The organism is Macellibacteroides fermentans (assembly GCF_013409575.1).
Classification (GTDB): Bacteria; Bacteroidota; Bacteroidia; order Bacteroidales; family Tannerellaceae; genus Macellibacteroides; species Macellibacteroides fermentans.
Map to the genome: position 1 here is coordinate 436758 of NZ_JACCCY010000003.1, position 26031 is coordinate 462788.

Below are 26031 nucleotides of genomic sequence, written 5' to 3' on the forward strand. Positions count from 1 at the left end.
TTGTAGTATCAGCTTTCCGGATCAGTCCACCATCGCAAAGTCGAGTTGCTTTCTCTCCAGGTTAGCCTGAGCCACCTTGATCGTAATCGGATCACCCAAACGATACTGACGTTTCTTACGTCTTCCTATCAGGCAATAATTCTTTTCATCAAATTCGTAATAATCATCATCCAGATCACGTATAGGCACCAATCCCTCGCACTTGTTCTCATTCAGTTCTACGTACAGTCCCCATTCGGTAACACCCGAAATTACACCATCGTATACCATGCCCAGCTTATCACTCATAAACTCGACCTGTTTGTATTTCGTAGAAGCCCTTTCGGCATTGGCTGCCACCTGCTCCATACTGGAGCAATGTTCGCACAAATCCTCGTATTTGGCTTTCACCACACTCCGGCCGCCAGCCAGGTAACGCTCCAATAAGCGATGAACCATCATATCCGGATACCGGCGTATGGGACTGGTAAAGTGCGTATAATAATCGAACGCCAGTCCGTAGTGCCCCACATTCTCGGTAGAATATACAGCCTTAGCCATGGCACGTATCGCTACTGTCTCGATCAGGTTCTCCTCGCGTTTTCCCTGTACCTCATCCAGCAAATGGTTAATACCCTTGGAAACATCCGTCTTGCTTCCGTCCGTTTTCAGCTTATAACCGAAACGACGAATAAAAGAGGCAAAATTCTCCATCTTATCGGGATCCGGTAAATCGTGGATACGATACACGAACGTTTTCTTGGTCTTCCCCTGAGGCACTTTGCCTACAAACTCGGCAACCGTACGGTTTGCGAGCAACATAAACTCCTCAATCATCTTATTGGCATCTTTCGATTCCTTGAAGTAGACACTCAACGGCTTGCCATACTCATCAATCTCGAACTTCACCTCGTAACGCTCAAAAGCAATAGCTCCATCCTTGAACCGTTTGGCCCGTAACTTCTTGGCCAAACCATCCATGGCAAGAATAGCCTCTTCACATTCGCCGGTTCCTTTCTCTATAATCTCCTGTGCCTCTTCGTAGGTAAACCTCCGGTCGCTTTTAATCAGCGTACGGCAAATGCGCGAATTCTTTACAACAGCCTCCGGAGTCATTTCAAACACCACCGAGAAGCAGAATTTCTCTTCATTGGGGCGAAGCGAACAAAGTCCGTTACTAAGCCGTTCGGGTAACATAGGAATGGTACGGTCTACCAGATAAACACTTGTAGCCCTGCTCAGCGCCTCTTTGTCAATGATGCTGTCCGGTTTTACAAAATGCGTAACATCGGCAATATGTACTCCTATCTCAATCAGTCCGGAAGGCAATTTGCGATACGAAAGTGCATCATCAAAGTCCTTCGCATCTTTAGGGTCCACCGTAAAAGTAAGCACATCGCGGAAGTCCTCCCTCTCGGCCAGATCCTTCTCCGTTATCTCGCCCGAAATATCTTCGGCAGCCTTCTCTACATTCTCCGGATATTTATAAGGCAACCCGAACTCCGCCAGGATAGCATGCATCTCCGCATCATTCTGTCCGGCTACCCCTAAAATATCAACCACTTCACCCAGTGGATTCTTAGCACCCTCGGGCCATTCGACAATACGAACAATGGCCTTGTCGCCGTTCTTTCCACCCTTTAATTTATCTTTGGGGATAAAGATATCGTTGGCCAATGTTTTATTTTCCGTAACCAAAAAGGCAAACCCTTTGGCCACCTGTAATTTTCCAACAAACGTCTTCTCCACACTTTCCAGCACTTCCAGTACTTCGGCCTCCTGCTCCGCTCCTTTCTTTTTGGCAAACAGCTGAACCTTCACCTTGTCGCCCGTCATTGCATGGCCCGAATTACGTTCTGCTACAAATACCGGCGTACCGCCATCTTCGGGCAGGAATGAATTCTTGCCGTTGCTTCTGCGTGAAAAAGTTCCTACGGCAACCGTTCCGATTCCGTTGTAACGATAGCGGCCACGATCAATCTCAGAGATAAAATCGTCGGCTGCAAGGTCGTACAATATATCCACAATCATCAATTTCTGGACCTGAGCCTCCAGCCCCAGAATCTTACTTATCTGCTTATAGTTAAAAGACTCTTTAGGAGATGCCTGGAAAGCCGCTATTACAGCCTGCACCATTGCCTGTTTCTTCATTCGCTTTCCCGAACCTTTATTCTCCGTCTTTTCGTTTTTGTCTTTTTTTCCTGATTTCTTTCTCATCTTATTCTTCATTTAAATTGGCAGCGCAGGCTACCTGTATACAAAGTAAACAAATAAATCCGAAAAAGTATCGTTGAGCCACCTAAATTGGATAAACAAACCGTTACTTCGAGAATTTAGTAGCTTTTACCCCCACTGCTCCGGGTTTACATACAAACAAGCTGCCGCTCTGCGGGTACTTGGCCAGGTCGCTTTCCGACAATCCGGCACGGGCGGTCGTTATATAAAGTATATCCAGATTTTCTCCTCCAAAAGCACACGAAGCTACATTGGGAGCGGGCAATTCAATCTTTTTGAGCAACTCGCCAGTCTGCGGATTATAACAATACACTCCATATCCACCCCACTGAGCCACCCAGAGGTTACCGTTGCGGTCGATTGTCATCCCGTCCGGAGAGCCGGTTCCTTCGGCCAGTGTAACAGCAATCCCGTCAAACTCGATATTCCCGGTGGAAGCATCATACTTATACCGGGCAACCTTACCCGTTGGCGTATCGTTATAGTACATAAACCGCTTATCGGCCGTCCACACAATGCCATTCGAAATTGTAACGCTGTCCAGTTTCACAGTAACAACGCCATCCCGTGTAACCGTATACAACTTACCGGCACCTTTAGGTGCTCCGAATCCCATGGTACCGACCCAAAGACGGCCTTCCGGATCACACTTCCCGTCGTTGCACCGCACCGTACCAGCCACATCATCGATAGAGGCAACATGTTCGTTAGCTCCTGTAATCAAATTAACACGTACAATCTCATTCTGTAACGAAACCACCACGGTTGAATCCGTTTCGGGCACTACGGTAGACACCATCCGATCGAATGTCCAGGTATTGCAAGTCTCCAACCCGGGTAAATATTCATACAGGGTCTTACCCTCGATATCCACCCAGAAAAGCGACTTACGTTCCGGATGCCATATACTGCCTTCGCCGGTAGTCGCTTTCGCTTCAAAGGCAACAACAGGCTTTTCTGTGAGCGTATTTCCGGAACAAGACGAAAGAAACAAGAAACAAAAGGCAGGTAAGGCCAAAGCCAGCGAAGTCAACGAATCTAACATAGCGGATGTTTTCATATTTAATTCATTTAGTAAAACAAAAATAGTAATTTTCTTTCCAACAAAGAGATAGGTTTACAGATAATGCACAATGCCCCTCAAATAATTGCTCCAATCAAATAAAACCGATTTATGCGCAAACCATCTGTCATCTCTCATTTTTCGTCGTTTTTCCCTGTATTTACAGGGGTTCCGGCAATGACAGATCCCTTTTTTCATCTATCATGTATCTGTCATCTCTCATTAACCCGAAGGCAGCCCCCTCCCATCCCGAAGGTTGTAATTTTATCAGATTATAACCATTTTTTCCTTCTATACTTACTCTAAGGCATTTCAATACCGATCTTTACTCATTTTCCTGTATACAATTAGTATTTTGCATGCCGGATACTAATCGTTGGACCATGGTCAAGTTTTCGTTGGACCATGGTCTACTTATTGTTGGACCAAGGTTGAGATATCGTTGGACCATGGTCCAACGATTAATTGCCTTAATTCAACAGGGCAGACGCATATTATTTTAGAGCTAAAAGAGTAAGGATTATTACTTAATGTGTATATATATAATGCAGATATTCAATATATTAAACATAGCATATCTGACGTTCATAATTTATTGTATCAAAACATCGTCAATTTAAAATAAGATTAAAATAGCCATATTTAATATTAATCGTACATATTGTATGTGATAAAATTTGCTTTAAAAATAATAACCGTCTCTAAAAATTGGATGTATCTTTTTGCTACGACAACTTTGTTAAGTTAAAACTTTAATCAGAATATTTAAGTTCAGTTTGAAGTCATATTGACATTACTAAAAAGAGCCCAAAAACGGTAATTACAACTACGAAAAGAAAGATAATAAATCTTCAAAATAATCACTTAAACTCATTGATATCTCAGTAAAAAATCGTATATTTACCTTATTATCAATAGTTTAAATACATAAAATATGACATTGCTTGCTTTTGCTTCAAGTATCGAAGATTATCGTTTTGACAGAAATAAGGTTCACTCTGCAGAAACTATTATTTATATTACGTTAGCTGCCGTTATTTGCGGGGCCGAGACATGGAATGAAATAGAAGACTTTGGTCATTGTAAAATTGATTTCTTCTCTCGTACGATCCCTTCTTTTAATGGAATACCCTCACATGATACATTTAACCGATTTTTCACAGTCTTGGATACCTCATATTTTGAAAATCAATTCAGAGAATGGGTTAAATCCATATGTGGCAAGTATAAAGGCGTGGTTGCTATCGACGGCAAAACAATATGCGGAGCATATGAGTCTGAAGAGGCTAAATTATTCAGAGGTACCTACTTAAAACCATCGAGTCCCAAATATAAACTTCACATGGTAAGTGCCTGGGCCGCAGACAATGGAATAAGCCTTGGACAAATCAAGACAGAAGAAAAATCCAATGAAATTACCGCTATCCCCGAACTATTGGAAGCATTAGATATTAAAGAGTGTATAATCACTATTGATGCTATGGGATGTCAAAAGACAATAGCATCTAAAATAATAGACAAAGAAGCTGATTACGTTTTGGCTGTGAAAAACAACCATATGCATTTATACAAAGAAATAGAACATTTTTTCACCATTTGGAGTGCTGAGAAGCCCAACCGGGTAAGCGTTTACGAGAAGAGCGAGACTGGACATGGTCGTTTGGAAAAAAGAACTTGCATAGCCTGTGACAACCTATACTGGTTAAATACTAAAGACTTCACTCAATGGGCTGGTTTGAAAACATTTGCCTGTGTCATTACAGAGCGTACCGTTCCAGGCGAAAAAGGCCCTCGTAAACAAAAAGAAACCAGATACTATATTTCTTCATTAGCTTTAGATGCTGAATTAATCGCTAGTTCTGTCAGAAAACACTGGTCTGTGGAAAATAATTTACACTGGCAATTGGATGTCTCGTTTAATGAAGATTACGGAAGAAAGAAGAACAATGCTGCCGTCAACTTTTCGCTTGTCTCTAAAACAGCTTTATCTATGTTAAAGCACTATGAAAGTAAAAGTAGCATTGCTCGCAAAAGAAAATCAGCAGGATGGTCTGACGACGTTCTCCAAAGCATACTTTCTGTGGAGAAATTTTAATGCGTCTGCCCTGCTTAATTCAAAAAAATTAAAGTATACAGGAAGCGGACTTAATAGATTAACAGGAAGTTACAATATAATGCAGCATTGCCGTATGATATCTATTTAACAGCTTATTAACCAATTTTAATAGATTAATTACCTAACCCCACAGAATTAATTATATATTTGAGAAAAATATTGAAGGACTTTTGTTAATCTGCATGTATGAATAAAAAAACATCCATACTTAATCCTTGCAAACCATGAAACTACAACGACTGATTCTTTTCGTTTTAGTGCTGCATTCAACTCTATATATCTGGGCAGATTCAAATGTCAGGTATTCTATTGAAGGTAGTTTGCATGATACCAGTGGACAGTCCATTAACTACGCAACGGTAACTCTGTTATCTGCAATTGATTCAACTTATATAGGAGGTAGTATCACCAATGAGGATGGAAAATTTAAAATCAACAATTTATCATCCGGCAGATATACATTGCAAATAACTCATTTGCTGTTTAAACGTAAACATGTAGACGTTGTAATTAAAGACAATATGGCCTTATCTCCAATTGTTTTAGAAGAGAATATCAATGAATTAGGGGCTGTTATTGTTACCGCCAATGCAATTCAGCATAAACCAGACAGATACATTGTTTCATTGCAGGGGAATCCAATAGTCAAAGGAAATAATACAACGGAAGTTCTTGGTCTAATGCCCGGGATCACCAACGAAAGAGGAGTTTTAAAATTAAATGGAAGAGACGTCTCTCAAATTTATATAGATGGACGTAAGCTAAGAGATCGAAAAGAACTGGATGCTATACAGGCTGATAATATTGATAAAATTGAAATTATATATCTTTCAGGAAGCGAAGAAGATGCAGGAAGTACAGGTGGAATTATAGATATTAAACTCAAAAAGCTAGTTAATGGAGGATACTATGGAGCAGTATCCGGCGACTATGCTCTTCTTCTTACCGAAGGGCATTACTCAGATAATATAAATGCGTCCGTAAATTATGCGTATAAGAGACTAAGTGTCTATAATTATCTGTCTTATAATGATTTCAAACAGACAGATACGTATGAAATCAGCTCAATCTATAAGCAGTTGGAGCAGAATATAACGATGAGAACTCAGGAGAGAGGATGGAAGCAAAGCTTCTCTGACAGGTTAAGCCTATCCTATGAACTGAATAAAATGCATAGTATTGGCATTAATGGAAGATTAAGTATTGCTGATGCAACTCCAATTCAACACTCCAGTTCTATCGTAAAAAATAGTAACGAGACTGCTACGAATTCAACTGGCTCGGATATTAACAATGATACAAAGAACAGGCAATATCAATTGGCATTGAATTATAATTGGCAGATTGATTCTAAAGGATCCAACTTCAAACTTATTGCTGATTATCTAAATTTTTCAAATCAAATCCAACAAAACGGCATTTATAGATATGGAATTAATAGTGAATCAGAAACTAATAAATACTCCCAAAATGATATAGACAATAAAACCGATATGTATGAAGTTGACGCCAGATTTGCAATTATGATTGGGAAGAAAGGTCAGTTAGATTTTGGAGCAAACTACAGCCTGAATAAATCTGATCAACAATTGGATTATCAACATTTAATAAATAATGCATGGATTGCTGATACTGATTTATGCGATAATTATATGTTGGAAGGAATAAAGTATGCAGGATATATGTCGTATTCCTCTGCAATTGGCAAGAAAATAAAATATAAAGCCGGCTATAGAATTCAACAAAATAAAATAAGTTACCATTCAAAAAAGATATACGAAACAAACTTACGTACTTATTTTGGATTCTACCCCTCTCTTAGCTTAATGTACAATATTAATCCTCAGGATGGTACATACATTAACCTAAATTATCAACGAGACATGGATCCGATACCATATAATGCCATAACTCCTGTTATTGTGTATAATAATGAAAATTCATACACAAAGGGTAATGTAAATATTAAACCGGTCAATTTTCATATAATTATGCTTGGAACGGCATATAAAAGCAAATGGAATCTAAACTATTTATTTGTTTCGGGAAACGATTTATTGTATTACAAGACATTCGTCGACGAGAAAAATCCTTTAGTAACTTATACTATGCCTGTAAACAACGGGCGTATGTACGGACATAGCTTTGCTACAGACCGTACATTTAAAATATCACAGTGGTGGAGTATAAAGGGTAATTTAAGGTTAGAGTGGATGAGATATAAGGGACTAGAAATCAATACCGCTGCATGGAAACCCTATGTATTATTAACAAATACATTTAATACCCTTTCTGGGTGGGGTGGTAATTTAACAGCATATTTAGAGCCGACCTACAAATCGCAAGAGCGTACCTATAAAGCGGTCTATGGATTATACGGTAAAGTGTATAAATATCTGCTAAAAGAAAAGCTACTGGCAAGTCTTAACTTTACAGCTCTTGCCCGTAACAGACAGATAATAATCGATACCCCGGATGTACTTTCCAAGAAAAGGTATCTCACAAGCCAAACAGGTATATCAATCGGAATAACATATAATTTCAATGGAGGTAAAAAAGTGACAACAAAACAAGTTCAAAGTATTCAGAAATATTATGAATACAAAGATAAATAGATTTATTGGCTTAGCCTTTAGCACTCATAAGAGTGCCAAGAAAATCTATTAACTCTCTGAATATCATCTATTAATTACAACTCCAAAAACATGAAAAAGGCAACATTAGTATTGGTAATCGCTTTGCTCGCAGGCTTGGCTGGATGCGGGCAAAAACAATCTATTAGCGATGATATAATCGTTGTTGACATTACGAAAGCTCCTTCGTCCAAAAAGGAATTGATTCTTCAGGATTTTATGGATGTGGAATATGTTGCCTTGGAAACAAAAGATGACTTTCTTAATCGAGGTGTTGTGCATGATATAGGCAAAAAGACAATATTGGTAACCAACCAAGACGATGGGGATATTTTTGTTTATGACAGAACCGGAAATGCATTAAGAAAAATAAACCGTAGAGGCCAAGGAGGTGAAGAATACATTAGTTGTTTTAATATTACTTTAGATGAGGAGAACGAAGAAATGTTTATTAACGACATCTCTCTCCAAAAAATTCATGTATATGACTTATATGGAAACTTTAAACGGAGTTTTCAACACAAAAAAGGTAACGGGATTTTATTTTATAACGACATATTTAATTATGACAAGAGTAATCTGATTTGTTATGACCAATACAATGAAAAAATTCCATTTGTTCTTATTTCAAAAAAGGATGGCAGTATTACCAAAGAAATCAAAATTCCCTTTAAAAAGAAAATACTACTATTACAGCAAACAAGAGATGAAGAACATATTTATATAAAGACCCCGGGGCCTTATCGTAGAATTATAACCTTCAAAGGCAATTGGATATTATCAGAAACTTCATCCGATACCGTATATACATTATCTCCAGATTATAGTTTATATCCGCTTTTAGTAAGAACTCCTTCTATCCAAACTATGAATCCGGAGGTATTTCTTATATTAAGGTTTTTTTCAGACCGTTATTATTTTATGGAAACAATTAAAAATGTATTTGATTTTAGTACAGGAAAAGGGTTTTCTAGAACTTTTTTCATGTACGACAGGCAGGAAAAAGCATTTTTCAATTATACAGTTTATAATGGCGACTATACAATCAAAAAAGAGATATACATGAACTGGTTAAGACCTGTAAATCACGAAATCGAATCTTGGCAAGCTTTAGATGCGAACCAGCTCATAGAATCCTATAATAATGGGGAGCTGAAAGGGAAACTGAATAAAATTGCTGCAACATTGAATGAGGATTCAAACCCTGTGATAATGCTGATTAAGCATAAGAAACAGACTAATTTCTGGGAACAATGATCAGTATAACAAATGATTCATAGAAGAAAAGATTTATAGATATACATTATAAAAATATAGCGATGAAATATACATTAACTTTTTTGACAATAGTTTTAATGATTACCTCTTGTAACATTGAAAACTCAAAGACCAATAATATTGTTGACAAATTTACATGGGAAGTTCAGCTTGCAGGATATGATTATGAAAAACTGGATGAAAAAGGAGAGATAAGACTCGAGGATTTTATATTAGAATTTGAAAAGTTCCCTTGGATTGAACAAATAGAGGGTCGCAATAAAATACAGGAAGGTTGCTCTCCAAGCCTTTTTGTAAATGACCATAAATCTTCAACATGCCTTTGGGTTTCAATGACTGGTGATAAAAAAGAGTATGTATATTTAATCGGATACGTTTATAAAAAAACTGTAAAAGATTATTATGGACCAGGGAATCCCAAAGAGATAAATTGGGTCGAAATTTATTTAACAGATGATGCAGAACTAGTAAAACGATGTTATAATTTATTTTTCCACAGAGAGACTGTCAAATTAGTTAAAAGGCTTAAGAAGCTTGAAATGTATGGAGAAGCGGAATCTCTTCAACAATAATCCGAACTACAAGAAAAACAGATAAGGCCGGCTCAATCAAATTTGAACCGGCCTTTAATGTCTATCTGTTACTATTTATTTTTTACACTGATTTCTGATCCAGGATATGCGGGCTGAATTCTGTTCGGGGAAAGTCCAATGGCCTGTTTCAAGGTACAGATGAAGATCTTTGGGGGCTTTGATAACATTATAAGCTGCATGCATAGATGTGGGAGGGCAAACCACATCGTTATAACCCCAGCTGTACCATCCAAGTGCTTTTACTCTACTGGCAAAATTCACAACATCAAAATAAGAAAGTGTTTCTACTTCGTTTGGCTGAGGTTTGGTATTCTTATAATAATGTGGCCAACCACCTGCCCGGTTGTTCAGGTATCCTGCAAAATCGCTTAGTGCCGGATAGAATGCAGCCAGGAATTTGATTCGGGAATCCAGTCCGGCTGTAATGATGGACAAGGCTCCTCCCTGACTACCACCTGTTACTCCTACCGTTGCTCCATCAAACTCAGGCAACGAATAAATGAAGTCTACAGCTCTTACGCATCCAAGATACACCCGTTTGTAATAGTGATTGTCGCGGTCGTTCTTGTTAATCCCGTTATAATTGCGCAAGGCACCTGAAGCAAGACTGTTGTAGAGCTCCTGAGGTAAATTAACCGGGATTCCGTGGATACCTATTTCAAGAGAGATTATATCTTCACCCATATTGGAACCTCCATAGGGACGAATGCCTGCACCCGGTACCAATAAAACAGCCGGATATTTACCGGGCTTCACCGGAACGGAAAGCATACCGTATACACGTGAACCTCTCATGTCATTCTGAAAACTTACATGATACACATTAAGCGAAGAGGTACACTTTTCGGGGACCAACACCATGGTAGGATCAAGCGGCGTTTTACGTGCTTCATCAATCGAGTTGCTCCAGAAAAGATCGAAGTCTTTCGGATCGGGGGTGGTAGGGCGGATCTTTTCTGCTTCATAGGCTACAGTTGCCAATCCTTCGTATTCTTTACCATCTACTTTTGCAACCACACGGCAACGAAGAAAGCCCGGCTCCTTCAAGGAGGCTTTCAGTTCAGTCTTACCGTCTTTCAGAACCACATTCTGTTTCTTAACAGAGGGAAATGCCTCCGGGCCCAGTTCATAGTCGACCGTCACATTATCCAAAAGAACCTGACTTTTAAAAACCTGCACGGAAAATTTCGCCTCCTGTTTAATTTTATATTCCCAGTTGGAATGATCGGGAGATATAACCACACTAATCAGTTTCTGTGCAGGCTGAGCCAGTGCAATGCCGAAAGGCATCAATAAAAACAACACGAGAAATGGAATTAAAAGCTTTTTCATAGAATTATTCATTTATGTTTTAATATAAGATTATCTTAAAGAACTTCATTGTTTCAATTGGGACAGCGGTTTATGCATCATCATATCTTCGATGATTCCGGTTAACTGCTCTTTAGGCATTTTAAATAACAATCTGGCATGCATACCTTCGGCGCACTTTTCCCATCGATTGCTTCCATCATCCATTACTGTCATTGTACCCCGTTCAATATCAAAATAGTCGCCTGCACCTCTCACTGCCACTAAAACAGCGGTTTGATCCCAGCTGTTTCGTCCATTTGGGTCGTCTTGAGGCAGGCACATGGCGAATGCATCAATTACCGGGCTTCCGATCTGCCTTGATGCAGCCAATTGTTTTCCTGTAAGAATTTGTTCGCCTATTTCAAACCCGCTAAGGAGAACGGGAGTTGGCCATTCGCTGAATACTTGTTGAGACGACTTGGCATCTACTTCTACATTGAACTCTTTCCCCTCGGGAAATTTACCCGCCATGGACACCAATTGCTTTACTTTAGCTTTTATAAGTTCTCTTCCTGTAAGCGGACTTATCTGATCGGGCCCGGAGAGAAGCAGATTTTTAAGATTGGTAAAGAATCCGACTGTTACAATCGTCACACTGCCATCGGGCATGCCACTTAAGACCTTCCTGTATACGTTTACCGCATTGTCCGAAGCCGAAGTAGATTTTATCCGGTGAGGATATCTGGAAGGCAACTCATCCGTCCACCTAAGACCTTTATGCCAGGTAGTTCTGTCAGGCGCCTCTCCTTTAACAGCTCCCAGAGGAATACCTGGACGTCCGAAATAAGTATTTATAACATCAATACAAGGAACTGCCGTTTCACACTTATTAGATGAAACGGTTGCCAATATGTTCACCTCACCCAGGTCGGCCATCGCATGAAGCATAGCCAGAGCTCCCACATCATCATAATCGGGAGCCATATCTGTATCAAAAATCAAATTGACCGGTCTATTTTCTCCATGGCACACAACGCAACACAATAATAGGATAAGAAAGATACTTTTTTTCATATATCAGTGATTCCTTATAATATTCTAGATTACACAAAGTAACAGAAGATTTATTTATTGAACAAGTATTTATTTCTAAATAACAAGTTACATATATAAACGGCGAAGTGAAAAGAACTACCGACTATATGTAAAATGGCCTAGGAATAAAAAAAGAAAGCCTCCGGAAATGATTTCCGAATGGCTTCCTTGTAAATCCATTTTGGTATAGATTACTTATTGATCACACTTAAAGGGAGTGTAATTTAAACTCTGTCTGGTTCATATTCTAGGAAAATCACTACAAATATAATTTTTCTTTTTGGATTTACAAATGCTTTTTAAGGCTGTTATTGGTAGTGTGCAAGGGCGGTGAGGAACGAGCCGTTTATATACCCTTGCTCACTACCGGGAACAGCCTTTTCTTTGCGTTTGAAAAACCGGGAAGAAAAATGGATTATATATCCAATGGCATTCTATCACCGAACTTAATCCGCAATTGACCGGCTGTCAATGCCCAATTATGAAGAGGCTGTGTCCATTTTTTTGAGATATTTATAACGGCCAGGTAGATCAACTTCATCAAGGCCATGTCATTAGGGAAAACGCCCTTTGTCTTGGTCACTTTTCTAACTTGACGATGGAAGCCTTCTACGGCATTAGTGGTGTAAATTAGTTTTCGAATCTGTTCATCATAAGCAAAATAGGATGTAAGCTTGTCCCAATTCCTTTTCCATGAATCCATGACTACAGGATATTTCTTACCCCATTTATCTTGTAGTTTATCAAAATTCAATTCCGCCAGATCAAGCGTAGGGGCTTGATAGATTGTCTTTAAATCAGACATAAACTCTTTCTGATCTTTTGAGGCAACATATTTCAATGAGTTCCGGATTTGGTGAACAATACAACTCTGTATAATCACATGAGGGAAAATTGTGCTGATGGCCTCTGCGAACCCCGTTAGATTATCAATACAAGCAATCAAAACATCTTTCATCCCCCGTGCTTTAAGATCGGTCAGAACACTCAACCAGAAGTTAGCTCCCTCGCTTTCGGAAACATACATACCTATAAGCTCCTTACGGCCATCTTTGTTGATGGCCAATACATTATACACTGCTCTGCTTTCGGTTCGGCCTCCATCTTTTACTTTATAGTGCATCGCATCCAACCATAGAATGGTGTACATATTCTCCAAAGGGCGACTTTGCCATTCTTTTACCTTGGGAACGATCCGGTCTATTATTTCGCTAAGGGTATTGTGTGAAATCTCCACATCGTACATTTCCTCTATATGAGTGGAAATATCTCTCAGACTCATCCCCATGCCATACAAACTGATAATTTTGGAGGACATATTATCTGCCAAAATCGTCTCCCGTTTCTTGAGAATCTCCGGATTAAAACTGCTGTGGCGATCCTGGGGAGTCACTATCTCAATCTCCCCGGCCATCGTTTTAACGCGCTTACTGCCTCGGCCATTACGCTTATTGCCAATCTGACGCTCTGACTCATCCAGATGAGAGGACATCTCTCCGTCTAAAGCGGCTTCTAAAAACTCTTTTAATAAGGGGCCAAAGGCGCCATCCTTTCCTGTGAGTGATTCACCACTGCGAAGTTGTGCTAATGCCTTGTCTCGCATTAACTGGTACTCTTGACTGTTTCTATCCATAATGCAAAGTAAATTGTTTTTGGACAGAGTTCAAATTACGGTCTCCACTTAAAGGCTCAATTCACACAATTTATTAACTATAATTCATAGTCATCATTTCTAATACAACACTGTCCAAATTGATATAATTCTGCTTCATATACTTTTTCAAAGTCGGATAAATTATTTATTATTTCACGACAAAAATCACTCAAACAATAAGTTAGTTCTCTATATGCATCTCGCGTTTCATTTCTATTATCTGAACTGAAAATCCAATCTATTGTCGAATCAGAAATTTTGTCTATTTCATCCGTTACATAATTAATGTGTTTGTATACCATATCGATACTTTCTTCAAAGTCAAGTATTATTTTTTGAATAGAATCCTCTGATTTATGACTATATAATTTTTGGGGTTTTTCTTTATTAACTTTATTATAGAATTCAAATATTTGATTTTGAAGCTTTTGGCAACTATCCCAATACTCATTCGATCGATATTGAATATTATTTTTAAAATATGTAACCAAATCAGCAATTCCGTTAAGAATTATCTTTAATTTACATAAATCACGCTCGTTCAAAACTATCAATTGAAGATCTGATAAACTCGGAAGATCTGCTAATTTTGCAAATGAGAGGGTGCCATTTGTTTCATCTTCGTAATATTCGTCCGAAGATTCTTCAGAATATGAATCTAACTCTAATATTACTTCTTTTTCAATAAAAAAATCCCAAATTCTACTCGGAAGAACTCGAGACAACTTACTCCAAAGGCCAAGAAAACTAGCTTTCAGAACGTCATCCTTTCCTGATGGAATTGAACTTCCTCTTCTAGTAATCTTTTCAACACTACATACTGGTATTACTTGAATAGAGGTACCTAACTCATTTTTAACCTGAGTTTTAATAGCATTCAAATCCGTTTCAGACACTAAGTCTTTTTTTGTGAGAAGTATTACTACAGAAACCGTTTTTTTTAATTCCTTAATAAAATTAATTTCAAATGGCTCTATTCTTTTATTCGAAGCAGAAAAACAATAATAAACAACATGAATCCATTGAAAGACATTATCCGAGGAATCATTTGCATTAATATTTTCTAAAAGTTTTTCTCTATGCTCTTCAGTAGTTGTTGGTTCAATTCCTTTCGTATCAATCAAGTTATATTTTACACCATTATTAGGAGAAATATATTCTTTATTTTCAAAATACTGTTGCGTAACCGGCTCACCAACTCCAGTCATAAAAAGATCTTCCCCAATAAGATAATTTAAAAATGAACTTTTACCCACTCCTGATTTACCCGTCACAATAATATTTAATTGCTCATTGACCTGGGTATTTTCCTCAGGACAAGATCTATTCACCCTTGTTGAATTGACTTTATTCGCATCATTATCGTTATTCGTTGTATTGAATTCTCCGTTATGAACTAAAGTAATAAAAGTAATTATGTCGTTTATTGTTTTGAATTTTTCTATAGGAATTTCAGATTCCGATAACTTTAAATCAAAAGCCTTAATTAATTTTGTTTGAAAATTACACGAGTTATAAGAAGATATGTTTCGCAATTGGCTATTTTTATTTATGAAAGAATTGCCAAATAATAATTGCAGCCACTTCAGAATCTTTTCATTTAACTGCTTTTCTGTTTGGATTAATGAATCTGAAAATAATCCATTATCAACTTTAAGATTATTATTTTGTTTATCTTTATTCGTTGTATTTGACACTCTGTTTTGAACTAAAATAATAAAAGTAATTATGTCACTTATTGTTTTAAACTTCTCTACAGGGATTTCGGATTCCGATAACTTTAAATCAAAAGCCTTAATTAATTTTGTTTGAAAATTACACGAGTTATAAGAAGATATGTTTTGCAATTGGCTTTCATTCTTTAAGAAAGAATTGTTTAACAATAAATGTAATCGATTCAGGATCTGTTCGTTTGACATAGCCTATTTTTTATAACTTTCAATTAATTGATTTAAATTCTCTTCAGTAAAAATTGCATCAAAACTTTTCACATCATTGCTCCAAGCTTGTTCTACAGCTTTTTTACACAATACATTTAATGCATTACCCATTGAAAAGGTTATTGCTGATGCTACACCAGCATTAATTAATCCACCTGCTACTGATCCAATTCCAGGTATAAATTTTAGTAAATTCCCTGCAACACTTTTTCCTAGCATAGATACAACTCGACCTGCTATAATATTCCTTAACATCAATGACATGCTATTGTTAATCCCATATATTGTAAAAATATCAGACGCCATCTTTACTTGCAAACCAGTTAATAAAATAGCATCAGAAACTGGAATTGGAGTAAAACCAATAGCAGCAGCACCCGCCATGTAAGTTTTAATTTTTTCTTGTATTAATTCCTCTTTCTTTTGCAAATCGGCCTTCTGAGCAATTAAAAATCCAATCCGTAGGTTATCATCAGACAAATTATTCATAGACCAATCAACAAGCTTTTCAATATCTAAAAATTCATTTATTTTTTCATCATTTGAAGTTTGAAAACAACATACACTATTACCAAAACGTTTCGAGACTACATCTGTTAACCTTTTAGCTTCTCTGCCATCATTATCATCAAAATCGCATTGAGTAAATACAACACATACTGGTATTTTTCTTTCTTTTAGAATATACTCAATATTATCCAAATCATAAGGTAGAACCCTTGCACTAGATAGGCTAATACAATACCAAGCAATATGCACTTGCTTTGATATATCTGCAAAATTCTCATTTAAATATTGATTTAACAGCTCTATAAATCTATTGCTTTGTACTAACTCATATCCCTCGCTATCAATTATAGTAACCGGTACTTTAGGCGATTTATATTCATGAAACCCCCTTGTTTCTGGTTTTGTATGAGATACTGCGGCCAAATCATTCCCGAATATAGTATTAATAAGAGAACTTTTTCCGACTCCTGTTTGTCCTAAAAGAAGAACATTTGGGGCTTTTATACTTTCTTTTAATGTATTATAAGAATTTTCAAAATTCTTTGATATTTCTTCTGTTGGAATTACAAAATTATTCATTTTTTATATTTATTAAGTTGAATTAAATTAATTAATAACATTATCTTTTCTCAGACAGAACTCATTCATATGGATATAATCTGCAAATTATATAATATAAAAAGTCACTCATCTATGGAATGATTATCTCCTGTCTCATAGTTCATTAGTGTAGCTTTAATTATATTAATCATATCTTTACGAAATGATTCTGGAGAAAGAACAGCCAGTTTATCCCTACACCAAAGAAACTTTTGTTTCAAATCATAGGTGGGTCGAACAAATATCTCGAAATCTGTATATTTATCTGTATGTAATATTTCTACTTGTGAAGCGTGTAACGGCACATCTCTTAAATAAGAATCTTGAGGCCAAAATGCCCTGAAGCGAATTGCAATTGGCTCATGCTGGCGAATAATTCCAAAACAATGTTCAAAATATTGCTCAGGAGACTGACTGTGGGCAACCCCTTTTAACAAGCGAGGTTTATCATCAACAATGCAAATTTCACTCATTCGCTCCAAAGCACATGTAATAGCATTATTGTTGTCACATAAGTCTCCTATAACATACCAACGTTGTTCAAATAAACGGACAAAGGCAGGAAAGAATTCAATCTTTCGGGCATCTTTATAGTGTGATTTGTATGTGAATGAAAGCATTTGTCCCCGATCAATCGCATCCATTACTATCTGCAAATGAGAAGCTCCGGGTGGCGCCTGCTCAATCATGACATCCTCTCTATTCTGTACTCTTTCAGCCAGATTAGCAATTCTAAAAGCACTCAACAACCATTCTTGGAGATCATTATTTTTAAACCCTTCCGGGCGAACAATTTTGTAAAGATTCCCATCACTTTTATCACATTTAATATCTACATACATCAGAGACTCCGCCTCCCTACGATATCTGTTGAATGTTCTTTCAAATAATGGATCTCCATCTTCATTGGCCGAAGCGTACAGCCATTTCTTCTGAATGTCAGAAAAGGTAAGAGGCGAAGTACTTAGCGTATCGATCAGCCACATGCAGAACTTATATTTAAATATCATACCAGACTAGCCAATTCGTTTCACATCCAAATACCCAACACTCAGTGCATTCATAGCCTTAAGGTCAACGCCATAAACACCTTTAAAAATAGCATTCAACTGAACTGCTGCCGGTCCACTCATTAAATTGGGCGCCATCGTTACCATCTCCACGCTCATCCCCTTATCAATAACCATCCCGTTTGCATTCTTATGCATTTTAACCGTAATCCTGTATTTAGCCATAAAAATTATATTATTCCATTACTAGTTTAACAATAAGTGCCCCCAACAATCCAACAAGTAGTACAGCTATAATTCCTGTTACAATCGTTATCCATTTCAATGTTTTAAATATTCCACGAACCATGTCATTCGTCTGTCCTAACTCTTTTTCTAGTAAATTGAAGCCAGTTGAAGTCATAACAAAAAAATCGTCAACCCATCCGACAACTGGTATGTCCGGAATAACATCAATAGGGCTAAGCATATAAACAAATCCTAAAGCAGCCATTATCCATGCACCAAGTGTGCTTTTTCTTTCTTGAATTTCATTTTCCATTTTTACCCGTATTTTATTATTTTATAAACTCGGGAGCAAAATAAGCATAATATCCCGCCAAATTCGGGCGGGATATTATGCTTATTCACATTTACTGATTAAAACCAGTTAAATAAATAATGCAATAAATATCCCAAACATAATATTATGCACATTCCGATGGTTACATAGACATCTGTAGCATCTTGTTCGTCGATTCTCGCATAAATGAAATACATAAAGCACAAGCCTAGCACAACTAATGCTACATAAGAGATAATACTCCCAAAAGCTAAAAATGTTAATAAGCCTGTCACTCCAACAGAAATAAACATGGGCCAAAATAATTTTGCCCAATCTTTGTCTGATTTTGCCATAATTTTAAAAATTTAATTCAAGAACATCATTTTCATTATCTAGAATCTTTGTGAACTCAGCCAAGCTGCTCAACGGATTTTGTTCAACTATAGAACTTATACCTTTTAGAGATGCTATAATTAACTCTTTATCATTTGAAGCTAAAGCATTATCCAGCGTTTTATAATGTGCGGACAAGGCTACTTGTCTTTCAGAGAATACTGCTGTCAAAATATCTCTGAACATTTCATATCTCTTAGTTATCACAAGTATCTGTTTCTCATTTTGCATTTCCAAAAATTGGATCTGCTTATCTAACCTCTGGTTTTCGGCCCAGATATCAGTTAGTTTATTTAAGTATTCTGGATTCGCTGATATCGTATCGATAAACACATCAGCTAATCTATCCTTCGTTGTGCTTTTTATAATTTCATTTTTAGCCATATTATATTTTTGATTGATTGATTTTACTATATTCTGTGCATACAAGAATTAAATGCTGAAGATCTTCCCTAAATTCATTAGTTTTAAAGAGTTCTCTATTTTTAGGAATACCTGTTAAAAATTTCCAAAAGGTAGGTTTACCAAATACTTGCTCCCTTAATGGAACATAGGCTTGAATAAAAGCTATATTGGCTTTCTCTAATGCTTCAAGAATTTCTTTTTGTCGTAAAATATATTTTTGATACTCTTGAATTCCAATTACAGCTTCATCTATGTATAAAAGCGCATTAGATGTTTGAGTTTGAACTTCACTCCTAGCCTCTTTGGTTCTAATATTTAAATCAATAATAGCAGATAAGCCATTAACAAAAACATTTAGACCAGTCAAAACGGCAGCATCAACAAAATCTTTTTTGGATAAACTTTCATTTTCTAACTTAGTATTTAAGTTATCAAAAATAACAGTTAAATCCGACCCTAAGCTATCTAAAAAAACTTCGGAATTAAAACTGACATCCAAATTTGCAATCCCATTAATATTCATTTGATATTTTGGCATGTCACATTTAAAATAGTAATCAACCAACAAGCTCTGCTGCTTTGTTGATAATTTATTTTTCACTATTCCTATAAGCTCTTTTGCAAGATACAAATTTCTATATACAGCAATTCGAGAAGAGATTAACCTATCAGAAAGTTCCTCATTACAAAATTGACATGAATCATAAAGATCTCCTAATTCATCGCAACAAGCAGATAAACATCGAAGTCTATTCATTTCCATTTCCAGCTTATTTGAATTCCCAAATGTTATGACACTTTTAGCACCACGCGTTAAACTTCCCCAGAAAGTCTTATCTTTATTTGGATCTTCTATAAAATAATCCTCCTTTACATATATATTAATATTTTCAAGATCTTTATTAACCTGTCCTATTTCCTTATTTACAATTTCATTAGCGCTATCATATGAATCAGATTTCCCAATCAACATACGATCTTCACTTTTGTTTTTTCTAAAACAGTTTGCATTATAACGAAATACATGATAAGGAATTAGGAGAAAATCTAAAACAAGCATTAGTACAAGTATCAAAAAAATAATTCTAGTGAAAAGGTTATATTCCGGAATATAAAATAATAGTTTTGGATATGTCCAATATATCATTATTGTTGAGAAATTAAATATAAATAAGACCAAGAATAAGATATAATTCACGAATCCATCCCAACGACAAATCACGGTTTTATGAATACCAAAAAAACCAACTGTAAATAACAATAAATAACCCTTCCAAATTGGAAATGGACGTTTTCTTTCTTCGGAACTCATAAGATATGAAACCAAAAGAGCCATAAATCCCATTAAAAAAACATATACTACGACTGCATACTTCCAAAAATTGCCTCCTCTATCATAATTTTCTATTCGCTTTTTTATGTTTGAAAAAGAAGCGTCGTCTACGAAAGTTTTTTTCTCGTTAAGCACATTCAATGCTTCAATTGCATTTTTACTTAAAGGTTCTACCTTTTGTTCTTGTTTTTTTGAACAAGAACAAAGAATTATAAGAAATAATAATATAAAATATTTACTTTTCATATATTAGAATTTTATTGTTAGAAATTGCCTCCATCATGCCTACATACATCACTTCATTGCTTTTATGAGCTGCGGGGTGATAGCTATTTATTAAAAGTAGATTGTGTAATTGGGAATAAAATATCCAATCATTTACCTCATTGAAAGTAACATCTTTATAAACTAAATCCCGGGCGGCTCTGAAAACTACATCTCCACCGCAAACAATAATATTTCCATTGAGAATATCCAGCTCCCGTCGGATAAAGGAAGCATACTTGGTTGCATGAGTATAAACCACATTGTCGTTAGCAACTGCACCACCGGTTTCTTTCTTTACATTAACATAGGCATAAGGATACTCTTGAAGAGCCTTCATCTGATTATGCGGATCGAATGCATCATCAAGGGAAGGATAGGTTGAAGCTGTAATATGAGTTAGACCATACAGCCATGCGGAAAGTCTATTAAAAAAGTTTCCATTTGGAGTGAGCCCGTTTATGCTTCCACTCCACTCCCGAACATCTTCGCCGTCGTTATCGTTTTGTTCTTTTAGAAGAAAAACAATACGACGTTTACTGTTTCTCCATAATAGATCTTCTTTACCTTTTCGATAAATCAAGCCATCATAGCAAAAACCTTGATGCCCATTTTGAAGCATAGCATTCTTCCACTCACTAAAGAGCTCGTTTAGTTGTTCATTTATCATATCGCTATCAATTAAGGAGAAGTTGTAACAACGAATTTTAAGGTTGACGGTAACTATTTAAGGTTAAGGTCTAAATCTGACCATTTAATAAAAATTCTGTATTAAATTATGGCTTTGTTTGTTCATAAAGTTTCAGAAAGTATATTACGGTCAATAGTGTTCATTAAAAACTGTTGTAATCAATAATTCTCTGTATTTCTCATTTATTAATTTATTAATGCTGCAAAACTACTAATATAATTGAATAAAAAAAATAATATTTTAATTAAATACATTCAACTATAAAAAATCAGAAACATACTTATCCAATCATTCTCGAAATATCTTACAATCCCTGTGTATACAATCTGTCTATACCAAATTATCGCCAATGATAAACACAGCATCCTTAAGAGTAAATCATTACTTTCAGGCAGATAATTAAGAAAATTAATTCATAACATCCACCTGAAAGTCAGATTGGTAAGGGTTAATTTCGGCTCTCTTTATTTTTTTAATGCGGACATAATTGCACCTGCAGTACATCCAATTGCTCCCCCAATCAATGCGGGAACCAAAAGAGGAGCACTAAATACCGCAGCAATACCAACTCCAGCTGTGGCTCCAATGCCGGCAATAGTTGTTGTAGTTAGAACTGCTTTTCCTTTTTCTTCTTCGCTTGCCATAGTTTTCTGATTTTTAAATTATACATTCAATATTAATTCACATGGCAAAAGTCGCAAGAGTAACCGCCAATACCTGGCGGCATATCATTTAATTTAAGATTAAATGATGTACAATTATAAAAAAAGTCCCCGGAAATGTTTTCCGAAGGACTTCCTGGTAAATGTATGTTGTCCGGGATTAACATTTTAAATGCAAATCCTGTTTATTTAAGGATCCTATTTTATTTTATATTGGATCTGATTTGGGTATTAATAGTTTACTGCATAATCCTTTGGGAATTTATCATTTGCAAATGCCTTTTTGGCTGTCCAGTCGGCTGCTGGTGCTGTCCAAAAAGAGTCCGTCGCAGGCAGTCCAAGAGCCAGAAAGCATTCGGACGTAAGGTACATACTTCCATTGTTGCTATATGAATCACCTAACTCAGGCTGTTTGCCGGCAAATCCGATAGTCAGAAATCCTTCAGCATTAAAATTAGTGGGATTCGTAAATATCCGTTTTTGTACAGCAGTAAGCGCTGACCTTACCTGCCCTTCGGAAAGCTTTTCGGGCAATAACTTTTTCCAGGCCAGCAACGATAAGGGCTGGAAAGCTCCTGTACGGTAAGTGAGTGACCGTCCAAAAGGAGGAAAAGTCCCTTCGGGAGATATCATACGCTCCAGTTGTTCCGAATAACGCTGAATTCTTTTTAAAGCCTGATTGTACGCTTTCTTTTCCGATTCGCTTTGTTCGGAAAAGACTTCGAGAATCTCCAACAGCATGGGCTGAATTACAAACGAATTATAGTAATCGTAATGGAAACGCTCTCCATCCATATACCAACCATCACCTGCATACCATTCATTCATCTTTCTGATGGAAAGGTCTACCCGCATCGGATCGTACGATTCGCCAACCGACTTAAAAAAGGCTTCATTCATGGCTGCGAAAAGCAACCAATTTGAGTAGGGAGGTTTAACTCGTCTCAATTGTTTAAGTTCCGATATGATTCTTTCTTTGGTGACCTTATCCTGGGGTTCCCACAATTGTTTAGGTGCTCGTATTAAAGCATTGGAGAAGAATGCCGAATCAACAAGCGGCTGTCCTTCGGAATGCCATAACAGATAATCCGGACTTTTAGGATCTACCGAATGAGCATAACTCTGCAAAGCCCACTCCCTAAGTTGTTTTCTTTGTTTGCCTTCCTGAGTCTCGTCGTCGGGGAGCGAAAGCCACGGGGCCAGGCCGGACATTAAACGGCCGAAACACTCCATATAGGTAACGGATTTATCTCTTCCATCCCAGGATGGGCTGACTTCAACAGACATTCTTTTTCTGAGTTCACCCTTTGCCATGGCAGATAAAACGGGTTCGGCCATTCTATACATCAAGTCGCACCAGTATGCTCTGTCATTTCTATCTGTTACATCTGTTTTTTCTGAAGAATTATGTATGCCGACAGCCTGCGTGTCTTGAGTGATAATTCCTAATGCAGCGCCGGCTGCCATTGTTTTTACAAAATCCCGTCTTTCCATGTAGTATCAGGTCCTATTATCTTAAATTAGTTTTCTGCAATATTGATAGAATGAACAATACGACGTTGCAAAAATAACGCTCTTTTTTGTAAAACAAGTATTATAGTAGAAAACAAACAACTCCCCGCCTCTGATTCATTCATGAAGCGGGGAGTTGTGACTTTATTTAATCTTTGGGGCCAGAACAACTAAATACATGACACAAATTGTTAGAACAATTACCGCGCCGATCTGTCCCGATAAGGCATCGGAAGCAATACCCATCAACAAGGGGAAGACAGCTCCTCCGGAAATTCCCATTACCATGAGACCGGAGATCTCGTTGTTTCGTTGAGGTAAATGAAGCAGCGCTTGCGAAAACATGATTGAAAATACGTTGGAATTACCGAACCCGATCAGCGCTACACAGATGTAAAGCGATAAAAGGCTATGTCCGAAATAAAGTCCGCCAACAGCAATAACCATGGAGGCAACACTGATTATGAAGAATTTTTTGGCAGAAAAACGGGCCAGGATTATAGCTCCGGAGAAACAACCGAGTGTTCGAAACAGAAAATAAAGGCTGGTTGAATATCCCGCATCAGCCAAGGTCATGTCCATACGCTCTATCAGCAACTTCGGTGCCGTAAGGTTGATACCTACATCAATACCTACATGAACCAAGATGCCCAGGAATAACATAAACACAAGCTTATCACCCAACAAACTAAAGCATTCCGAAAATGTAGACTGTTTTCCTTCAATAGGCTGCTCTTTTATATTTGTAAGAGACAAAGTTCCCGCGGCCAATATTGCGATGACTCCAAAAATAGGAAAAAGCATCTTCCAATCGCCGAATGTTATAACTGCCCAAGCAGCTATAATTGGTGCCAGAAACGAAGCAATCGCTTTAACAAACTGGCCGAGTGTGAGGCTGCTGGCCAATCGGTCGCCCGCAACTATGTTGGCAACCAACGGATTTAAAGAGACCTGCATCAATGTATTTCCGATTCCTAACAAAGAAAAAGAAAGCAGCATAAATGCAAAACTGTAACCGACTACCGGAATCAACAAGGCCAGAGCTGTTACAAGCAGACTGATAACTACTGTCTTTCGCCGGCCGATCTTGTTCATCAGCATGCCGGTTGGAACCGAGAAAATCAGGAACCAAAAGAAAACCATGGAAGGCATCAGATTCGCCATGGTATCAGTCAACATAAAATCTTCCTTTATGTAATTCGTAGCAATACCAACCAAATCAACAAAACCCATCGAAAAGAAAGCAAACATCACCGGGATGATACGTGCATAGGAATTTGAACTTTTCATAGACTATAATGCATAAAGTAAATACTCGCGTAAATTATCATACGGTCCACGCTCCGGCTTTGGTACAAACGTATGCAGCTTTATCAACAGCAAACTGATGCGACTCCTGCAATGATTTTCCCTGAATGAGCGATGAGATGAAAGCCCCCGTAAATGAATCGCCGGCTCCTACCGTATCCACCACCTTCACTTTGGTTGTTTGAATGCAGGAATAATCGTCTTTTGTAATTACCTTACTATAATCGGCCCCGGCTGTAAGAATCACTACCTTCAGGTTAAAATGGTTGAGAAACCATCTGCAGGCAGCGTCCTCATCGCATCCATCCAATGGAAACATCTCACGCAGCAACTCTAATTCATCATCATTCATTTTAAAAACGTTGCACAACCGAAGAGATTCTTCAATTATCTGCTTCGAATAAAAATGCTGACGAATATTTATATCCAATATACGATAGGCACTTTGAGGTACCAGGGATAAAATTTCATGAATGGTACTTCTGGATACTACCGAACGCTGTGCCAATGTTCCGAAACAAATCGCATCGGTACGTCTTGCCAGCTGTTTCACCTCATCCGTTGCCGGGATATAATCCCAAGCCACATTCTCTATTATCGTATAATTGGGAATTCCTTCTTTCAGCTGCACCAATACAGTTCCGGTTGGATAATCCACCCTTTCTATGAAATAGCTTAGTTTTATTTTATCAAGCTCTTGCAAAATTTCATCCCCAAGAGCATCCTTACCGATAGCACTGATAGCGTAGCTCTCGGCTCCCAGAAGTGAGGCGTGATAGACAAAATTAACCGGTGCCCCTCCGGCTTTTTTCCCGGATGGAAGCATATCCCACAGAAGCTCTCCAATTCCAACAATTACAGGTTTATTTTTCATGTGCGTACATTTTATTGTTTGTTGTATCTATTATCGGTTGAAACTT

22 protein-coding genes are annotated in these 26031 nt (G+C 37.3%); 4 read left to right on the plus strand and 18 right to left on the minus strand.

Annotated elements, in window-relative coordinates; genetic code table 11:
• Nucleotides 1-21: 21 nt before the first annotated feature.
• Nucleotides 22-2196 (minus strand): ribonuclease R, encoded by a 2175-nt coding sequence (gene rnr / locus F5613_RS11245; protein WP_179399817.1) that lies wholly within the window; start codon nucleotides 2194-2196, stop codon nucleotides 22-24.
• Between the two features lie 103 nt (nucleotides 2197-2299).
• Nucleotides 2300-3259, minus strand: coding sequence for an SMP-30/gluconolactonase/LRE family protein (locus tag F5613_RS11250; RefSeq protein ID WP_179400024.1), 960 nt, complete (start codon nucleotides 3257-3259; stop codon nucleotides 2300-2302).
• A gap of 952 nt (nucleotides 3260-4211) precedes the next feature.
• Between F5613_RS11250 and F5613_RS11255 the strand changes: the two genes are divergently transcribed.
• The 4 genes from F5613_RS11255 (at nucleotide 4212) to F5613_RS11270 (ending at nucleotide 9876) form a co-directional block, all read left to right on the plus strand.
• Nucleotides 4212-5372 carry an ISAs1 family transposase gene (locus F5613_RS11255; RefSeq protein WP_179398492.1) on the plus strand — a complete coding sequence of 387 codons (1161 nt, stop codon included), beginning with the start codon at nucleotides 4212-4214 and terminating at the stop codon, nucleotides 5370-5372.
• A 245-nt stretch (nucleotides 5373-5617) separates the two neighbouring features.
• On the plus strand, nucleotides 5618-8008 hold the full coding sequence (locus tag F5613_RS11260; RefSeq protein ID WP_179399818.1) for a TonB dependent receptor: 2391 nt from the start codon (nucleotides 5618-5620) through the stop codon (nucleotides 8006-8008).
• A gap of 90 nt (nucleotides 8009-8098) precedes the next feature.
• On the plus strand, nucleotides 8099-9283 hold the full coding sequence (locus F5613_RS11265) for a 6-bladed beta-propeller (protein WP_179399819.1): 1185 nt from the start codon (nucleotides 8099-8101) through the stop codon (nucleotides 9281-9283).
• A gap of 62 nt (nucleotides 9284-9345) precedes the next feature.
• Nucleotides 9346-9876, plus strand: a complete 531-nt coding sequence (locus F5613_RS11270; RefSeq protein WP_179399820.1) for a hypothetical protein — start codon at nucleotides 9346-9348, stop codon at nucleotides 9874-9876.
• A 75-nt stretch (nucleotides 9877-9951) separates the two neighbouring features.
• Here the strand turns inward: F5613_RS11270 and F5613_RS11275 are convergent, their stop codons facing one another.
• From F5613_RS11275 to F5613_RS11350, 16 genes are all read right to left on the minus strand, one after another.
• Entirely contained in the window at nucleotides 9952-11229 is a 1278-nt protein-coding gene (locus F5613_RS11275; RefSeq protein ID WP_179399821.1) for an acetylxylan esterase, read from the minus strand.
• A gap of 45 nt (nucleotides 11230-11274) precedes the next feature.
• Nucleotides 11275-12264 carry a nucleoside hydrolase gene (locus F5613_RS11280; RefSeq protein WP_179399822.1) on the minus strand — a complete coding sequence of 330 codons (990 nt, stop codon included), beginning with the start codon at nucleotides 12262-12264 and terminating at the stop codon, nucleotides 11275-11277.
• A 436-nt stretch (nucleotides 12265-12700) separates the two neighbouring features.
• Entirely contained in the window at nucleotides 12701-13918 is a 1218-nt protein-coding gene (locus tag F5613_RS11285) for an IS256 family transposase (RefSeq protein WP_179399823.1), read from the minus strand.
• Nucleotides 13919-13995: 77 nt separating this feature from the next.
• On the minus strand, nucleotides 13996-15858 hold the full coding sequence (locus F5613_RS11290) for a GTPase domain-containing protein (protein WP_179399824.1): 1863 nt from the start codon (nucleotides 15856-15858) through the stop codon (nucleotides 13996-13998).
• Between the two features lie 3 nt (nucleotides 15859-15861).
• Complete coding sequence (gene rsgA, locus F5613_RS11295; protein ID WP_179399825.1) at nucleotides 15862-16968, minus strand: GTPase RsgA; 1107 nt, start codon at nucleotides 16966-16968, stop codon at nucleotides 15862-15864.
• A gap of 104 nt (nucleotides 16969-17072) precedes the next feature.
• Nucleotides 17073-17975 carry a WYL domain-containing protein gene (locus F5613_RS11300; RefSeq protein WP_246303398.1) on the minus strand — a complete coding sequence of 301 codons (903 nt, stop codon included), beginning with the start codon at nucleotides 17973-17975 and terminating at the stop codon, nucleotides 17073-17075.
• A 30-nt stretch (nucleotides 17976-18005) separates the two neighbouring features.
• Entirely contained in the window at nucleotides 18006-18224 is a 219-nt protein-coding gene (locus F5613_RS11305; protein ID WP_179399827.1) for a DUF6140 family protein, read from the minus strand.
• A 10-nt stretch (nucleotides 18225-18234) separates the two neighbouring features.
• A complete protein-coding gene (locus F5613_RS11310) occupies nucleotides 18235-18540 on the minus strand; it encodes a YkvA family protein (protein ID WP_179399828.1) in 306 nt (101 codons plus the stop codon).
• A gap of 98 nt (nucleotides 18541-18638) precedes the next feature.
• Entirely contained in the window at nucleotides 18639-18896 is a 258-nt protein-coding gene (locus F5613_RS11315) for a hypothetical protein (RefSeq protein ID WP_179399829.1), read from the minus strand.
• A gap of 4 nt (nucleotides 18897-18900) precedes the next feature.
• The gene (locus tag F5613_RS11320; RefSeq protein ID WP_179399830.1) at nucleotides 18901-19320 is read right to left on the minus strand and encodes a hypothetical protein; all 420 of its coding nucleotides are present in this window, start codon (nucleotides 19318-19320) and stop codon (nucleotides 18901-18903) included.
• Between the two features lies 1 nt (nucleotide 19321).
• Nucleotides 19322-20920, minus strand: coding sequence for a hypothetical protein (locus F5613_RS11325; RefSeq protein WP_179399831.1), 1599 nt, complete (start codon nucleotides 20918-20920; stop codon nucleotides 19322-19324).
• On the minus strand, nucleotides 20910-21608 hold the full coding sequence (locus F5613_RS11330; RefSeq protein WP_179399832.1) for a hypothetical protein: 699 nt from the start codon (nucleotides 21606-21608) through the stop codon (nucleotides 20910-20912). Before F5613_RS11330 ends, F5613_RS11325 begins: the two co-directional genes overlap by 11 nt.
• 485 nt (nucleotides 21609-22093) lie before the next feature.
• Nucleotides 22094-22273, minus strand: coding sequence for a hypothetical protein (locus tag F5613_RS11335; protein ID WP_179399833.1), 180 nt, complete (start codon nucleotides 22271-22273; stop codon nucleotides 22094-22096).
• Between the two features lie 249 nt (nucleotides 22274-22522).
• Nucleotides 22523-23785, minus strand: coding sequence for a DUF2264 domain-containing protein (locus tag F5613_RS11340; protein WP_179399834.1), 1263 nt, complete (start codon nucleotides 23783-23785; stop codon nucleotides 22523-22525).
• A 162-nt stretch (nucleotides 23786-23947) separates the two neighbouring features.
• Nucleotides 23948-25093 carry an MFS transporter gene (locus F5613_RS11345; protein WP_179399835.1) on the minus strand — a complete coding sequence of 382 codons (1146 nt, stop codon included), beginning with the start codon at nucleotides 25091-25093 and terminating at the stop codon, nucleotides 23948-23950.
• 37 nt (nucleotides 25094-25130) lie between these two features.
• Nucleotides 25131-25985, minus strand: coding sequence for a carbohydrate kinase family protein (locus F5613_RS11350; protein ID WP_179399836.1), 855 nt, complete (start codon nucleotides 25983-25985; stop codon nucleotides 25131-25133).
• Nucleotides 25986-26031 lie beyond the last annotated feature (46 nt).

Coding starts and splice junctions, on each gene's coding strand:
- F5613_RS11260 (WP_179399818.1), top strand. CDS start 5,618: ATGAAACTACAACGACTGATTCTTTTCGTTTTAGTGCTGCATTCAACT.
- F5613_RS11250 (WP_179400024.1), bottom strand. CDS start 3,259: ATGTTAGATTCGTTGACTTCGCTGGCTTTGGCCTTACCTGCCTTTTGT.
- F5613_RS11290 (WP_179399824.1), bottom strand. CDS start 15,858: ATGTCAAACGAACAGATCCTGAATCGATTACATTTATTGTTAAACAAT.
- F5613_RS11285 (WP_179399823.1), bottom strand. CDS start 13,918: ATGGATAGAAACAGTCAAGAGTACCAGTTAATGCGAGACAAGGCATTA.
- F5613_RS11265 (WP_179399819.1), top strand. CDS start 8,099: ATGAAAAAGGCAACATTAGTATTGGTAATCGCTTTGCTCGCAGGCTTG.
- F5613_RS11270 (WP_179399820.1), top strand. CDS start 9,346: ATGAAATATACATTAACTTTTTTGACAATAGTTTTAATGATTACCTCT.
- F5613_RS11350 (WP_179399836.1), bottom strand. CDS start 25,985: ATGAAAAATAAACCTGTAATTGTTGGAATTGGAGAGCTTCTGTGGGAT.
- F5613_RS11310 (WP_179399828.1), bottom strand. CDS start 18,540: ATGGAAAATGAAATTCAAGAAAGAAAAAGCACACTTGGTGCATGGATA.
- F5613_RS11280 (WP_179399822.1), bottom strand. CDS start 12,264: ATGAAAAAAAGTATCTTTCTTATCCTATTATTGTGTTGCGTTGTGTGC.
- F5613_RS11255 (WP_179398492.1), top strand. CDS start 4,212: ATGACATTGCTTGCTTTTGCTTCAAGTATCGAAGATTATCGTTTTGAC.
- F5613_RS11340 (WP_179399834.1), bottom strand. CDS start 23,785: ATGGAAAGACGGGATTTTGTAAAAACAATGGCAGCCGGCGCTGCATTA.
- rnr (WP_179399817.1), bottom strand. CDS start 2,196: ATGAGAAAGAAATCAGGAAAAAAAGACAAAAACGAAAAGACGGAGAAT.
- F5613_RS11345 (WP_179399835.1), bottom strand. CDS start 25,093: ATGAAAAGTTCAAATTCCTATGCACGTATCATCCCGGTGATGTTTGCT.
- F5613_RS11275 (WP_179399821.1), bottom strand. CDS start 11,229: ATGAAAAAGCTTTTAATTCCATTTCTCGTGTTGTTTTTATTGATGCCT.
- F5613_RS11305 (WP_179399827.1), bottom strand. CDS start 18,224: ATGGCTAAATACAGGATTACGGTTAAAATGCATAAGAATGCAAACGGG.
- F5613_RS11320 (WP_179399830.1), bottom strand. CDS start 19,320: ATGGCTAAAAATGAAATTATAAAAAGCACAACGAAGGATAGATTAGCT.
- rsgA (WP_179399825.1), bottom strand. CDS start 16,968: ATGAATAATTTTGTAATTCCAACAGAAGAAATATCAAAGAATTTTGAA.
- F5613_RS11315 (WP_179399829.1), bottom strand. CDS start 18,896: ATGGCAAAATCAGACAAAGATTGGGCAAAATTATTTTGGCCCATGTTT.
- F5613_RS11300 (WP_246303398.1), bottom strand. CDS start 17,975: ATGTGGCTGATCGATACGCTAAGTACTTCGCCTCTTACCTTTTCTGAC.
- F5613_RS11330 (WP_179399832.1), bottom strand. CDS start 21,608: ATGATAAATGAACAACTAAACGAGCTCTTTAGTGAGTGGAAGAATGCT.
- F5613_RS11335 (WP_179399833.1), bottom strand. CDS start 22,273: ATGGCAAGCGAAGAAGAAAAAGGAAAAGCAGTTCTAACTACAACAACT.
- F5613_RS11325 (WP_179399831.1), bottom strand. CDS start 20,920: ATGAAAAGTAAATATTTTATATTATTATTTCTTATAATTCTTTGTTCT.